Below are 14283 nucleotides of genomic sequence, written 5' to 3'. Positions count from 1 at the left end.
CGGCCCAGGCCCTCGGCTTGCCAGGGCGACGGTGGGCATTTGGGCAACCATGGTTTGGCATCAATGACCTGTACAGGCTCCAGGAAGGAGCCATGGTCCCTTGATCATCACAACAAAAAATGGAGATGGATCGTCATGCGTCACTCCTTGATCATCCCGGCGTTGCTGGGCAGCGGCCTGTTGGTCGCCAGTTCGTTGGGCCAGGCCGCCGACCGCAGCCTGGTGTTCTGCTCCGAAGGCAGCCCGGCCGGTTTCGACACCGCGCAATACACCACGGCCACCGACAACGATGCCGCCGAGCCGTTGTACAACCGCCTGGTGGAGTTCGAGAGAGGCGCGACCAACGTCTTGCCCGCCCTCGCCACCCGCTGGGACATCTCCGAGGATGGCCTGAGCTACACCTTCCACCTGCGCGAGGGCGTGAAGTTCCACAGCACCTCGTACTTCAAGCCGACCCGTGACTTCAATGCCGACGACGTGCTGTTCACCTTCAACCGCATGCTCGACGCCGACCACCCGTTCCGCCGTGCCTACCCGACGGAGTTCCCCTACTTCAACGGCATGAGCCTGAACAAGAACATCGCCAGGGTCGAGAAGAGCGACCCGCTGACCGTGGTCATCACCCTCAATACCGTGGATGCGGCGTTCATCCAGAACCTGGCCATGAGCTTCGCCGCGATCCTTTCCGCCGAATACGCCGAGCAACTGCTCAAGGCCGGCACCCCGAGCCAGATCAACCAGAAACCCATCGGCACCGGTCCCTTCGTCTTCCAGCGCTACCAGAAGGATTCGCAGATCCGCTACACCGCCAACCCGCACTACTGGGACCCGAGCCGGGTCAAGCTCGACCGCCTGATCTTCGCCATCAACACCGATGCCTCGGTGCGGGTGCAGAAGCTGCGCGCCGGCGAATGCCAGGTCACCCTGCACCCACGCCCGGCCGATGTCGACGCCCTGAAGAGCGATCCGAAACTGCAAGTGATCGAGAAGCCCGGGTTCAACCTCGGCTACATCGCCTACAACGTGCAGCACCAGCCGTTCGACCGCCTGGAAGTGCGCCAGGCGCTGGACATGGCGGTGAACAAGCCGGCGATCCTCAATGCCGTGTACCAGGGCGCCGGCCAGCTGGCGGTCAACGCCATGCCGCCGACCCAGTGGTCCTACGACGACAGCATCAAGGATGCCGCCTACAACCCGGACAAGGCCCGCGAGCTGCTCAAGGCCGCCGGGGTCAAGGAGGGCACGCAGATCACCCTGTGGGCCATGCCCGTGCAGCGCCCCTACAACCCCAACGCCAAGCTGATGGCCGAGATGCTGCAGGCGGACTGGGCGAAAATCGGCTTCAAGGTGAAGATCGTCAGCTACGAATGGGGCGAGTACATCAAGCGCACCAAGAACGGCGAGCACGACGTCAGCCTGATCGGCTGGACCGGCGACAACGGTGACCCCGACAACTGGCTGGGCACCCTGTACAGCTGCGATGCCATCGGCGGCAACAACTATTCGATGTGGTGCGACCCGCAGTACGACAAGCTGATCAAGCAGGCCAAGATCGTCACCGATCGCGACCAGCGCACCTTGTTGTACAAGCAGGCCCAGCAGCTGCTCAAGCAACAGGTGCCGATCACCCCCATAGCCCATTCGACGATCAACCAGCCGTTGAGCGCGAAAGTCGAGGGCTTCAAGGTCAGCCCCTTTGGCCGCAATTCCTTTTCCGGGGTCGGCCTGACCCCATAACCGATGAGCCTAGAACCCTGAGGGCGTTTTTCGTCCTCATGCAGGCGTATTGCCTGGATTCAGAGAATGAGCACCCTGCAAACGTTTGCGATGCCTTGAATGAGTTCCAAAAAACCAGCCGGCCGAAAAAAACCGGCAAGTAAAAAAACAAAACAAAGGAGCATCACCCATGAAACTGAGCAGCAGCGCATTGTTAGCCCTGGCCATCAGTAGCATCACTGCTACGGCCTATGCAGAGAGCGTCAGCCAGGACTTCGTCCCGACTGAACTGAACAGCAAGAATGCCCAGGCCGAGTCCAAGGGGTTCATCGAAGGCCAGAGCCTGTCCGGGACCACCCGTAACTGGTACGCCAACGAATTGAAGCGTCGTAACGACCGCTTCTCCTACAACCACAACGGCCAGCCGACCTCCACGCCGCGCCGCATCAACTGGGTGCAGGGCACCATCCTCAACTACACTTCCGGCTTCACCGAAGGCACCGTTGGGGTCAGCACCGAAGTCGCCGCCTACAACGCCATCGCCCTGGACCGTGACCGCAAGCACATCGCCGGCAAGAACAACCGTACCCTGACCCATTCCGACGGCGACGCCGTGGGCCAGTGGAGCAAGCTGGGCCTGGCCAACGTCAAGTTCCGCGTCTCCAACACCACCCTGACCGTCGGCCGGCAGAACGTCAGCACACCGATCGTCGATGTCATCGGCAACCGTGCACTGCCTTCGAGCTTCGAAGGCGCCAGCATCCATAGCGAAGAATTCAACAACCTGTCGTTCGACGCCGGCACCTACGACCGGGTATCGCCACGGACCGAGCAGAGCCTGTCGAAATTCCGCGCCGAATACACCAACAACAAGGCCGAGACCGATCGCGTCAGCCTGATCGGCGCCAACTACCAGCCGCTCAAGAGCCTGAAGACCAGCCTCTACGCCTCCAAGGTGGAAGACTTCTGGAACCAGTACTACTTCGGTGCCACCCACGAACTGGGTGACAGCTCGGTGCTGGGCCTGACCACCGGCCTGAACTACTACAAGACCGTCGATACCGGCAAGAAAGAGATGGGCGAGATCGACAACGATACCTACTCGCTGTCCCTGGGCCTGGCCCACCAGGCCCACAGCCTGACCTTCTCCTACCAGGCGGTGAACGGTAACGAGTACTTCGACTACCTGCACGAAACCAACGGCATCTACCTGGCCAACTCCCTGCTCTCGGACTTCAACGGCCCGAACGAGAAGTCGTTCCAGATCGCCTACGGCCTGAACATGGCCGAGTACGGCGTGCCCGGCCTCAAGTTCAACCTCTACCAGGCCCGCGGCTGGGGCATCGACGGTACTCACTACCGCGGTACCGCCTACGACGTCAGGAACATGGACGGCGAAACCCACTACGAATACGGCATCGGCGCCAGCTACGCCGTGCAGAGCGGCCCGCTCAAGGCCACCGCGATCCGCGCGACCTACACCACCCACCGCGCCAGCAAGTACCAGGCCGACGGCAACATCAACGAGTTCCGCCTGGTCACCACGGTACCGTTCAATATCCTATAACCCACCAGTTGAAGGGCGGAGTCATGACGAGTCCGCCCTTCAAGCTACGCTGGCTCCATCGTTCGAAAGGGGGTTCTCGATGAAAATGCTACCCATGAAAGCGGCCATGAGCGCCGCACTGCTGAGCGTCGCCCTGGGCGCCGCGGCCAAACCCTTGGTGGTCTGTACCGAAGCCAGCCCGGAAGGTTTCGATATGGCCCAGTACACGACCGCGGTGACTGCCGACGCAGCGGCGGAAACCATTTTCAACCGGCTGGTGGACTTCAAGCCGGGCACCACGGACATCCGGCCAGCGCTGGCCGAGTCCTGGGAAATCAGCCCTGACGGCCTACAATACACCTTCCACCTGCGCAAGGGCGTCAAGTTCCACAGCACCGACTACTTCACCCCGACCCGCGACATGAACGCCGACGACGTGCTCTGGAGCTTCCAGCGCCAGCTGGACCCGAAGCACCCCTGGCATGACAAGTCCAGCGTGGGTTTCCCCTATTTCGAAAGCATGGGCTTCAAAGAACTGCTCAAGAGCGTAGAGAAAGTCGACGACCACACCGTGGTCTTCACGCTGACCCGCCGCGAAGCTCCGTTCCTGGCCGACCTGGCCATGGCCTTCTCGTCGATCTTCCCGGCCGAATACGCCGACAAGCTGCTCAAGGAAGGCAAGACCCTGGAGCTCAACAGCAAGCCGATCGGCACCGGCCCGTTCATCTTCACCCGCTATGCCAAGGACGCCCAGGTACGGTTCAAGGCCAACCCGGACTATTTCCGTGGCAAGCCGCCGGCAGAAGCACTGATCCTGGCGATCACCACCGACAACAACGTGCGCCTGCAAAAGCTCAAGGCCAACGAATGCCAGATCGCCCTGTATCCCAAACCCGATGACATCCCCAGCATCAAGGCCGACCCGAACCTGAAGGTCGATGAGCTGGCGGCCATGACCACCGGCTACATCGCCATGAACACTACCCGCAAGTACATGAGCGACGTGCGGGTACGCAAGGCGATCAACATCGCCTTCGACAAGGAAGCCTACCTCAACAGCCTGTATGGCCCGGGCAACGCCCTGGCCGGCACCGGCCCGTACCCACCGACCCTGCTGGGCTTCAACAGCAGCTTGAAGAACCCACCCCGGGACCTGGACAAGGCCCGCGCCCTGCTCAAGGAAGCCGGCGTGCCCGAAGGCACGGTGATCACCCTGTTCACCCGCAACGGCGGCGGCCCGACCAACCCCAACCCACTGCTGGGCGCGCAGATGATGCAGGCCGACCTGGCCAAGATCGGCCTCAAGCTGGATATCCGCGTGATGGAATGGGGCGAAATGCTCAAGCGCGCGAAGAACGGCGAACACGACATGGTGTCCGCCGGCTGGGCCGGGGATAACGGTGACCCGGACAACTTCCTGACCCCGAACCTGAGTTGTGACGCGGCGAAAAACGGCGAAAACTACGCCCGCTGGTGCAACAAGACCTTCCAGGACCTGATCGACCAGGCCCGCGCCGACACTGAACCGGCCAAGCGTGCCGAGCTCTATGAAAAGGCCCTGCTGGTCTTTGAGCAGGATCAACCCTGGATTCCCATGGCCTATCCGAAAATGTTCACCGCCATGCGCAAGAACGTCGAGGGGTATCACCAGAGCCCCCTGACCAACAACAACTTCGCTACCACCCAGGTGAAGTAATAAGAAACGCCCGCCGCTCCCGACCCGGGAGCGGCGGACACGCCTAACCGGCTGATTGAGGTACTTCAGAAGATGTTTAGTTTTATTGCCCGCCGTGTGGGGTTATTGATTCCCACATTCTTCGGCATCACCTTGTTGACCTTCGCCCTGATCCGCATGATTCCCGGCGATCCCGTGGAAGTCATGATGGGCGAGCGCCGGGTCGACCCCGAGATGCATGCCCAGGCAATGGAACGCCTTGGATTGAACAAACCGCTGTATGCCCAGTACCTGGACTACATCGGCAAGCTTGCCCATGGCGATCTGGGCGAGTCCCTGCGCACCCGCACCAGCGTCTGGAGCGAGTTCTCCTCGCTGTTCCCCGCGACCCTGGAACTGGCCATGGCCGCCCTGCTGTTCGCCGGTGTCATCGGCCTGCTGGCCGGGGTGATCGCCGCCCTCAGGCGCGGCTCGCTGTTCGACCACGGGGTGATGGGAATTTCCCTCGCCGGCTACTCGATGCCGATCTTCTGGTGGGGCCTGATCCTGATCATGTTCTTCTCGGTGAGCCTGGGCTGGACCCCGGTTTCCGGACGTATCGACCTGCTCTACGACATCGAGCCCAAGACCGGCTTCATGCTGATCGATACCCTGCTGGCCGGCGACACCGGCGCCTTCGTCGATGCCCTGGAACACCTGGTCCTGCCCGCCATCGTGCTGGGCACCATTCCCTTGGCGGTGATCGCGCGGATGACCCGCTCCTCGATGCTCGAAGTGCTGCGTGAGGACTACATCCGTACCGCCAAGGCCAAGGGCCTGTCGCCCAACCGGGTGGTCTTCGTCCATGGCCTGCGCAACGCGCTGATCCCGGTACTGACCGTGGTCGGCCTGCAAGTCGGCACCCTGCTGGCCGGCGCGGTCCTGACCGAAACCATCTTTTCCTGGCCCGGCATCGGTAAATGGCTGATCGAAGCCATCGGCGCCCGGGACTATCCCGTGGTGCAGAACGGCATCCTGTTGATCGCCTGCCTGGTGATCATGGTCAACTTCGTGGTGGACATCCTCTACGGCTTTGCCAACCCACGCATCCGTCATCAGCGCTGAGGCCAAGACTCATGAGTACTCCAACTTCCTCGGTAGCAGTCGATCAAAGCCTGCTTTACCCGTCCGTCTACAAAGAATTCTGGCAGCACTTCTCCCGCAACAAGGGCGCCGTGGCCGGCTTGCTGTTCATGCTGCTGGTGGTGTTCTGCGCGATCTTCGCCCCCTGGGTAGCGCCACATAACCCCAGCGAGCAATACCGCGACTTCCTGCTGACCCCACCCGCCTGGCTCGAAGGCGGGCAGATGCAGTTCCTGCTGGGTACCGACGAACTGGGCCGCGACCTGCTCTCGCGGCTGATCCAGGGTTCGCGCCTGTCGCTGCTGATCGGCCTGTCGTCGGTGGTGATGTCGCTGATCCCGGGGATCCTGCTGGGCCTGTTCGCCGGTTTCTTCCCACGCCTGCTGGGCCCGAGCATCATGCGCCTGATGGACATCATGCTGGCCCTGCCTTCGCTGCTGCTGGCCGTGGCCATCGTCGCCATCCTCGGCCCAGGGCTGATCAACACCGTGATCGCCATTGCCGTGGTCTCGCTGCCGTCCTATGTGCGCCTGACCCGCGCCGCGGTGATGGGCGAACTCAACCGCGACTACGTGACCGCCGCCCGCCTGGCCGGTGCCGGCCTGCCGCGCCTGATGTTCATCACCGTGCTGCCCAACTGCATGGCACCGCTGATCGTCCAGGCCACCCTGAGCTTCTCCTCGGCGATCCTCGACGCCGCCGCCCTGGGCTTCCTCGGCCTCGGCGTCCAGCCGCCTACCCCCGAGTGGGGCACCATGCTGGCCTCGGCCCGCGACTACATCGAACGCGCCTGGTGGGTCGTGAGCCTGCCCGGCCTGACCATTTTGCTCAGCGTGCTGGCAATCAACCTGATGGGCGACGGCCTGCGCGATGCGCTGGATCCGAAGCTCAAGAATGCCGCCTGAGGAGATTCCCATGTCACTGTTAGAAATCAAGAATCTCAATGTCCGTTTCGGCGACGCCAAGGCCGTTCCCGTGGTGGATGGCCTGGACCTCAAGGTCGACAAGGGCGAAGTACTGGCCATCGTCGGCGAGTCCGGCTCCGGCAAATCGGTGACCATGATGGCCCTGATGGGCCTGATCGAGCATCCCGGCATCGTCACCGCCGACGCCCTGACCTTCGACGGCAAGGACATGCTCAAGCTCAGTGCCCGCCAGCGCCGGCAGATCGTCGGCAAGGACCTGGCCATGGTCTTCCAGGACCCGATGACCGCACTGAACCCCAGCTACACCGTGGGCTTCCAGATCGAGGAAGTGCTGCGCCTGCACCTGAAGATGTCCGGCAAGGCCGCCCGCAAGCGCGCCATCGAACTGCTGGAGAAGGTCGAGATCCCGGGCGCCGCCAGCCGCATGGACGCCTACCCGCACCAGCTGTCCGGTGGCATGAGCCAGCGCGTGGCGATCGCCATGGCCATCGCCGGCGAACCCAAGCTGCTGATCGCCGATGAACCGACCACCGCCCTGGACGTGACCATCCAGGCACAGATCATGGACCTGCTGCTGAGCCTGCAGAAAGAGCAGAACATGGGCCTGGTGCTGATCACCCACGACCTGGCCGTGGTGGCCGAGACCGCCCAGCGCGTCTGCGTGATGTACGCCGGCCAGGCCGTGGAAGTGGGCAAGGTGCCGGAGCTGTTCGACATCCCCGCACACCCCTACAGCGAAGCCCTGCTGGCGGCGATTCCCGAGCACAGCCTCGGGGCCTCGCGGCTCTCGACCCTGCCGGGCATCGTTCCCGGCCGCTATGACCGGCCCCAGGGCTGCCTGCTGTCGCCACGCTGCCCCTACGTCCAGGAAAACTGCCGCCAGCAGCGGCCCAGCCTCGATCCGCAAGCCGCCAGCCTGGTGCGCTGCTTCTACCCGCTCAACCAGGAGGTGGCGTAATGGCCGTCGTTCTTACCGCCCGCGACCTGACCCGTCACTACGAAGTGTCCCGGGGCCTGTTCAAGGGCCATGCCACCGTCCGCGCGCTCAATGGCGTGTCCTTCGAACTGGAGGCCGGCAAGACCCTGGCCGTGGTGGGCGAATCCGGGTGCGGCAAATCCACCCTGGCCCGGGCCCTGACCCTGATCGAGGAGCCATCCTCGGGCTCGCTGCAAATCGCCGGCCATGAGGTCAAGGGCGCCACCAAGGCGCAGCGCAAGCAACTGCGCCGCGACGTGCAGATGGTGTTCCAGAGCCCCTATGCCTCGCTCAACCCACGGCAGAAGATCGGTGACCAGCTGGCCGAGCCGCTGCTGATCAACACCCAGCTGTCGGCCACCGAGCGCCGCGAGAAAGTCCAGGCGATGATGAAGCAGGTGGGCCTGCGCCCCGAGCATTACCAGCGCTATCCACACATGTTCTCCGGCGGCCAGCGCCAGCGCATCGCCCTGGCCCGGGCGATGATGCTGCAACCCAAGGTACTGGTGGCGGACGAACCGACCTCGGCCCTGGACGTGTCGATCCAGGCCCAGGTGCTGAACCTGTTCATGGACCTGCAGCAGGAATTCAACACCGCCTACGTCTTCATCTCGCACAACCTGGCGGTGGTGCGCCACGTCGCCGACCAGGTACTGGTGATGTACCTGGGCCGGCCGGTGGAAATGGGGCCCAAGGAGGACATCTACAACCGTCCCCTGCACCCTTACACCCAGGCCCTGCTCTCGGCGACCCCGGCCATCCACCCGGACCCGGACAAACCGAAGATCAAGATCGCCGGCGAGCTGCCCAACCCGCTGAACCCGCCGCCCGGCTGCGCCTTCCACAAACGCTGCCCGTACGCCACCGAGCGTTGCAGCACCGAGGAGCCGGTCCTGCGCCAGCTCGACACGCGCCAGGTGGCTTGCCACTACGCCGAGCAGTTCCTCGACGGCGCGGCCTAGCGGATCCGGCGGGCCGATAAGGCTCGCCCTGTCGTTGAAGCGTTACCCCCCTTCTGTCTCGATTGCGCATCGGTCGGGCAGAAGGGTTTTTTTTCGCCGCCGAATGGCGCAGACCGGAGCGCCCCATCGGCCGATGGCCAGTGCCATACTGGCTGCCGTGCTGCCCTGCGTCGGCGGCACCGCACCGATCCCTCAGACCCAAGGAGCAAGACATGGACAAGGAGTTTCCCAACGATTTCGACCAGTGCGTCGCGACCCTGACGCACCTGAGCAAAAAGAACGGGCTGACACTGGGCCGCCTGAACCGCCAGGAACTGGCCGCCCTGCTGCTTTACGTCAGCGCCGCGTTGTCGCCCGGCAAACGCTACAGCGAGCGCGAGGCCACCGTCGCGCTGGACCAGTGGCGCTCACGCTTCGCCCCCATGCTGCGCAGCGACATCGTCGAGCTGCGCCGCACCTTGATCGACGCCGGCTACTGGGCACGGGATCCCGACGGGCACGCGTATGAAATCGCGCCGGCCCTCAAAGGCAACGGCCTGTTCGTCAGGCTTATCGAGGAGCGCATCGAAACCCGCATCGCCGAACAGTTGCAGGCCGCCGCCCTCGAACGCGAAGCGCGCAAGAAGGCCGCCCTGCAAGGCTGACCGGCCTCTCCCGCCAGCCAGGGGAGCCCGGGATGAACCGCACGCTCCCCTCCCCGACCGCGCTGCGCCAGGCTTCTATTGCGCCTTGAGGATCACCAGCGGCTCCTCGGCCTCGCCGGCGCGGTCAGCGTCCTGGCGGGCATCCGTCCACCGGACGAAATTGGTGAGCGCGCTGGCGACGCGACCTTCGTGGCCGGAACGCGAAAGCACCAGGTGCATGTAGGGAGCGCTGTCCAGGCAGGCCTCAGCGTGCGGCACGCCTGCGAAGACCTTGAGCACTGGCTGATGCGCAACGATGCCAGCGGCACGCAGCCGTGAATGGCGCGATAGCAGGTACCGTTCATGGCTGTCGAGACGGGACGCCCGGGCCAACGATGCCGACACATCGGCGCAGAGCGCCTCATCGCTGCACCCGGCGAGCGCGTCGACGGCGATCAGCCGCTCACCCTCGCCGTCGATCCACTGCACCAGGAAACGATCGCTGCCCAGCGTCTTCGAGGCCTGCCTGAGAAACTGCACGGCCACGCCGACGTCCGGATCAGCGCCGCGGTCCCTTTGCGCAACGCCCATGACCGACGTCTGCGTCTGCTTGCCGGTCTGCACGCCCAAGGCGTGTGCCGGGTCGGAATCCACCCGCCTCGCGGTTTCCCGCAAGCGCGCCTCGGCTTGCTTGAACCGCACGGCGGCCGCCCTGGAAAGGCTGACCGCGCCGACGCGCGGCGCCTGGGCCGGCAGCGCCGCGCTGAACCGGAAGCGCTCCGTGACCGGATCCGGCAGGGGCACATCGTCCCCGTGCAACAGTTGATGTTTCACCGCCGCATTGAACCCGTCCAGGTAACCGAGGATGTTGCGTTTCTCCATGCCCATACGGTGCAGGTAGAACAGGCTCCACTGCTCGAAGCCGAACTGCGGCAGCCAGGTCGAGTGCTCGGCCGTGAGGAAGAACCGCTCGGTGATGGACGCCGCCTGCTCGCTGTCCATCGTGGCGTGGGCCCAGTCAAACCCCGCCCCTGTGATCCCGTACTTCTCCCGGTCGTTCCAGATGGGGGTCAACGGATCGCAGTACCACACCTGGGCACGGAAGGTGTCCGGTCGGAAGGTCTCGATGAAGTCCAGGCTCTCCTGCACCGTTTCCAGGGTTTCCCCGGGAAACCCGATGATGAAGGAAGCGTGCGTCGCGATGCCGGCAGCGCGGAACGCCGTGATCGCCTGCTCGTAGTTCTTTCTGCGCGAGGTCTTGCGCATCAGGGCGAGCATCTTGTCGGAGGCCGACTCGATGCCCAGAAACACCCCTTCGCACCCAGCCCGCGCCATCAGCTCAATGGTCTGCTCATCGCCCTGGTCTGAACGGTAGAACGAGTTCCACTTAAAACCGTATCGGTTGTCGATCATCATCTGCATGATTTCGCGGAACCGTTGCTTGGGCACGTTGAACGTGTCGTCCAGGAACGTGACCGTGTCCACGGTGCCGATGGCCTTGATCGCGTCCAGTTCCCGCTCCACGTCGGCGGTGGACAGGTAGCGGTACTTGCCGGCCCGCTGCGGGAATCCGCAGAAGGCGCAGGAATAGGGACAGGACTTGGCCGTGCGCGTCGACAGGAAACGCCCGATGCCCCTGGGCTGGAACAACCGGTAGTTGACGAAGTTCTCCTTCAGTTCGTTGTATTCGGGCTCGTCCGCCCCGAACACCCAACCGTCGCCCTCCATCACCGCCGTGCGGCTCAGGCCCGCCACGGGACGGCCTGCGTTCACGGCCTCCAGCACCTGCCGCAGCGTGTCCTCGCCCTCGTTGCTGTTGATGTAGATGTCACCGCCCAGGACGCTCAGATAGTCGCCAAGCATGTCGCGCTCGTGGGCCTTGAACAGTCCGCTGATATAGGGGCCGCCAATGATGATCCGGACCTGCGGCGCGCAGGCGCGCACGAAATCCACGATTTCCTGCACCGGGTGCGGCATCACGTAAAGGGTCGTGGTGATGACCACGGTGCTGAAGTCGCCGGTGCTGAGCTTCTGCGCCAGGACGTCCTTTTCGTGCTGGAACAGGTTCACGTAATCGAAGGCGATTGCGTGCTTTTCCAGGTAGGAGCCCAACACCATCACCACGGGCCACAGGAAATCGGCGTTGTTGAGGTTCAGGTCACTCAGGCCTTGCATCCTGCGGGTCTTGTTCAGGACACCCAGGGCGTGGCACCGCTCCCCGTCGTAATCGACGAACGCCAGCCGCAGGTCGCGCTTCGCCGCAGCGTCCGGCGCGAGCTGGTCAAGCATCTGGCAATACTCTTCGAACGAAAAGTCGTTGAAACCGATGATCATGCATTTCTTGTTTTGCATCGGGTCGTTCCTCCCTGGAATGGATGGCTGTGGCGAACGGCCGGTCAGCCGGCGGCCGGCGCCCAGCGCCGCGTATCGGGAATGAAGTCCGGGATGCAGGTATGCCTCCCCGTTTCCAGGCACCGTTCGACGAACAGCTTGCCCACCGCAATGTCCAGGACCCCCAACCCGAAGGGCGAGAAGATCAGGGGGCGCGAGCGGTCCACCTGCTCCGGGTGGTTCAGGACATCGGCGAGCGTGCCGTTGACGAAGGAGCGGTCGCCGTACTTCTGTTCGGTCAGGTGCGGTGACGTGTTGGCCTTCATGCAGTGCTCGACGTCATCGAAGATGTTGAACGACCGCCAGATGATGTCCGGACCGATGTCGCGCAGCGAGACGTTCAGAACGATCTGCCCCGGCGCGAACACCGAGTCCCCTGTCACATAGGGCTGCCCCGCGTTGGTGGCGAACACGACGATCCCGGCGCCATCGATGGCGCTCTCCAGGTCTTGCGCGGCTTGTGCGTTGTGGCTGCCCTGCGCTTGCGCATGCCGGCAGAGCTCGGCGGCCGAAGCGGCATCGAGGTCGAACACGTTGACTTGCCCGAACGTCCAGCCGTCCGCCATGAAGAAATCGAAGATCGCCCTGGCAATGACGCCGGCGCCCACGAAGGCGATGGTCATGGCAGGGCGGCGCCCGGCGCTCAGCGCCCGGGCGGCGATGACTGCCGAGGCGGCCGTGCGCGCGGCGCTGATCTGCGAGGCCTCCAGGCAGGCCACGGGATAGCCGGTCTCGTAGTCGTTGAGCAGCAGCACCGCCGAAGCCCGCTGCAGGTTGCGCTCGATGTTCCCCGGATAGCTGGCGATCCACTTGATCCCGGAAACGGGTGAGTCGCCGGCGATGGCCGCCGGCAGAGCGATGATGCGGTCCGCCTGGCGATCCGCGAAGCGCAGGAAATAACTGTCGGGATTGTTGGTCAGCCCGGCGTCGTGCTGCAGATAGGTGGTTTCGACCAGGCTCAGGATGTCCGCCCGCAACGAGGGCATGAGCGCGGCAATCTGGGCGCCGGAGACGATGGTCAGGGGATGGGACGACATGTTTGCGGCCTTCCGTGGAGGGTTTACTGGAGAGTGAGATGATTCAGGGCGCCTGCAACGGCAGGCGCCTGCCGTTCCGACAGGACGAACCGTTCCAGGGTCTCGTCGAGCAGGCGCTTGAGTTGCCCCATGCGCTCGGCGCTGATCCTGTCGGCCTGGTACTGAAGCTTGATGAACGAATGACCGGTCGCGGCAGGCACCCATAGGAACAGGGGCCAGGGCTGGAAGTCCGGCAATTGGACCTGGGACACGGCGACGTTCTCAAGATCCCAGCCCTCGAACGGGCTTTCGGCGCCGATGTGGATGGGCAGACCCTGTTTGAGGCTGGACTCGGCCAGGATCTCGCCGATGTTCAGGCCGACGTTCTCGAAGGTTCCGTAGAGCGCGTCCGCCACCTCCAGGACGTGCGCGTCCGGCGTCACTTCAGGGGCGACGCGAAGGCGCAGGGGGATCCGCGCAGACAGGTAGGACACGACGGTTTCCGTGCCCTCCGTCCAGCGGGGCGTCACGTTGGTCTGGATCACCAGGTCAGCGGTTGCGCAAAAGCGGGCCAAGGCGATGGACGCCACGGCGGTGTAGACCACGAACGGCGTGGCATCCAACCGCTGGCAAAGCCGGTCGAGCGCCTCGCGGACCTCGTCCCGGGGCGTGATCACATCGAACGTCGATTTCCCTTGTTCGCCCAGGCCATCGACGAGACCGGGAATCACGGGGATCGCCGCCCCCTCGAGGCTCTCGCGCCAGAACTGCGCCTGCAGGCGGCGCTCATCGGCCCCCAGGGGCGCCGCCAGCGTTTCGTGATCGAACGTCAAGGGAGAGAGCAGCGGCCCGCTGCCTCCGGATTCAGCCCGGGCGTAGGCGCGGGCCAGGTCATCCAGGATCACCTCGAGCGACCAGGAGTCGACCACGACATGGTGGATGATCAACGCGAACAGGTACCTGCCTTGGCCGACCGGCTTCAGGTAGGCCCTGAACGGGATGTCGACGCTCAGGTCGAACGGTATCCGGCACAAGGCTTCGATGCTGGCCTCGGTCTGCGCCAGGTCGAACGGTGCGTCCCCCACCTGCAGGACACCGCTCACATCCGACTGGGGAAAGCGGCGCACCCCCGCTTGCGTTTCGAGGAAAACCGACTTCAGCTGTTCATGACGATTCACCACCGCGTCGATCGCCCGGCCGAACCGCGGGACATCCAGCTCCCCGTCCAGGACAAAGCCGATGCTCACGCAAGCGGCTTGCGGAAGGTCGTAGGCGCTTGAAGCGCTCCAGTAATACCGTTGGTACGGGTTCAGCCCTTTTCCAGGCATCC

General features: G+C 64.0%; 11 protein-coding genes. 8 read left to right on the top strand and 3 right to left on the bottom strand.

Annotated elements, in window-relative coordinates; all coding sequences use genetic code 11:
- The first annotated feature begins 135 nt into the window (after nucleotides 1-135).
- The 8 genes from H7A76_RS14375 to H7A76_RS14340 all read left to right on the top strand — a co-directional run bounded on the left by H7A76_RS14375 (nucleotide 136) and on the right by H7A76_RS14340 (nucleotide 9567).
- The gene (locus tag H7A76_RS14375) at nucleotides 136-1737 is read left to right on the top strand and encodes an ABC transporter substrate-binding protein (RefSeq protein ID WP_185699105.1); all 1602 of its coding nucleotides are present in this window, start codon (nucleotides 136-138) and stop codon (nucleotides 1735-1737) included.
- 169 nt (nucleotides 1738-1906) lie between these two features.
- Nucleotides 1907-3283, top strand: coding sequence for an OprD family porin (locus H7A76_RS14370; RefSeq protein ID WP_185699104.1), 1377 nt, complete (start codon nucleotides 1907-1909; stop codon nucleotides 3281-3283).
- Between the two features lie 79 nt (nucleotides 3284-3362).
- Nucleotides 3363-4958, top strand: a complete 1596-nt coding sequence (locus H7A76_RS14365; RefSeq protein ID WP_185699103.1) for an ABC transporter substrate-binding protein — start codon at nucleotides 3363-3365, stop codon at nucleotides 4956-4958.
- A 72-nt stretch (nucleotides 4959-5030) separates the two neighbouring features.
- Nucleotides 5031-6041 (top strand): ABC transporter permease subunit, encoded by a 1011-nt coding sequence (locus tag H7A76_RS14360; protein WP_185699102.1) that lies wholly within the window; start codon nucleotides 5031-5033, stop codon nucleotides 6039-6041.
- An 11-nt stretch (nucleotides 6042-6052) separates the two neighbouring features.
- On the top strand, nucleotides 6053-6964 hold the full coding sequence (locus tag H7A76_RS14355) for an ABC transporter permease subunit (RefSeq protein ID WP_185699101.1): 912 nt from the start codon (nucleotides 6053-6055) through the stop codon (nucleotides 6962-6964).
- Between the two features lie 10 nt (nucleotides 6965-6974).
- Entirely contained in the window at nucleotides 6975-7943 is a 969-nt protein-coding gene (locus tag H7A76_RS14350) for an ABC transporter ATP-binding protein (protein WP_185699100.1), read from the top strand.
- A complete protein-coding gene (locus H7A76_RS14345) occupies nucleotides 7943-8923 on the top strand; it encodes a peptide ABC transporter ATP-binding protein (RefSeq protein WP_185699099.1) in 981 nt (326 codons plus the stop codon). The genes H7A76_RS14350 and H7A76_RS14345 overlap by 1 nt, the downstream gene beginning before the upstream one ends.
- A 212-nt stretch (nucleotides 8924-9135) precedes the next feature.
- Nucleotides 9136-9567: a DUF2087 domain-containing protein gene (locus H7A76_RS14340; protein WP_185699098.1), complete on the top strand. Its 432-nt coding sequence runs from the start codon at nucleotides 9136-9138 to the stop codon at nucleotides 9565-9567.
- 75 nt (nucleotides 9568-9642) lie between these two features.
- On the opposite strand, the gene H7A76_RS14335 is transcribed toward H7A76_RS14340, so the two are convergent.
- Genes H7A76_RS14335 through H7A76_RS14325 form a run of 3 tightly spaced genes read right to left on the bottom strand, consistent with a single transcriptional unit; the run spans nucleotide 9643 to nucleotide 14281 of the window.
- Complete coding sequence (locus H7A76_RS14335; RefSeq protein WP_185699097.1) at nucleotides 9643-11898, bottom strand: PhpK family radical SAM P-methyltransferase; 2256 nt, start codon at nucleotides 11896-11898, stop codon at nucleotides 9643-9645.
- 44 nt (nucleotides 11899-11942) lie between these two features.
- On the bottom strand, nucleotides 11943-12974 hold the full coding sequence (gene sbnB, locus H7A76_RS14330; protein ID WP_185699096.1) for a 2,3-diaminopropionate biosynthesis protein SbnB: 1032 nt from the start codon (nucleotides 12972-12974) through the stop codon (nucleotides 11943-11945).
- Between the two features lie 23 nt (nucleotides 12975-12997).
- The gene (locus H7A76_RS14325) at nucleotides 12998-14281 is read right to left on the bottom strand and encodes a condensation domain-containing protein (RefSeq protein WP_185699095.1); all 1284 of its coding nucleotides are present in this window, start codon (nucleotides 14279-14281) and stop codon (nucleotides 12998-13000) included.
- Nucleotides 14282-14283: the final 2 nt, after the last annotated feature.

Origin of the sequence: Pseudomonas sp. MSSRFD41 (genome assembly GCF_014230245.1) — a bacterium.
Taxonomy (GTDB): Bacteria; Pseudomonadota; Gammaproteobacteria; order Pseudomonadales; family Pseudomonadaceae; genus Aquipseudomonas; species Aquipseudomonas piscis.
Note: the sequence above shows the minus strand (reverse complement) of the source record. Positions and strands in the feature narration are given on the sequence as shown.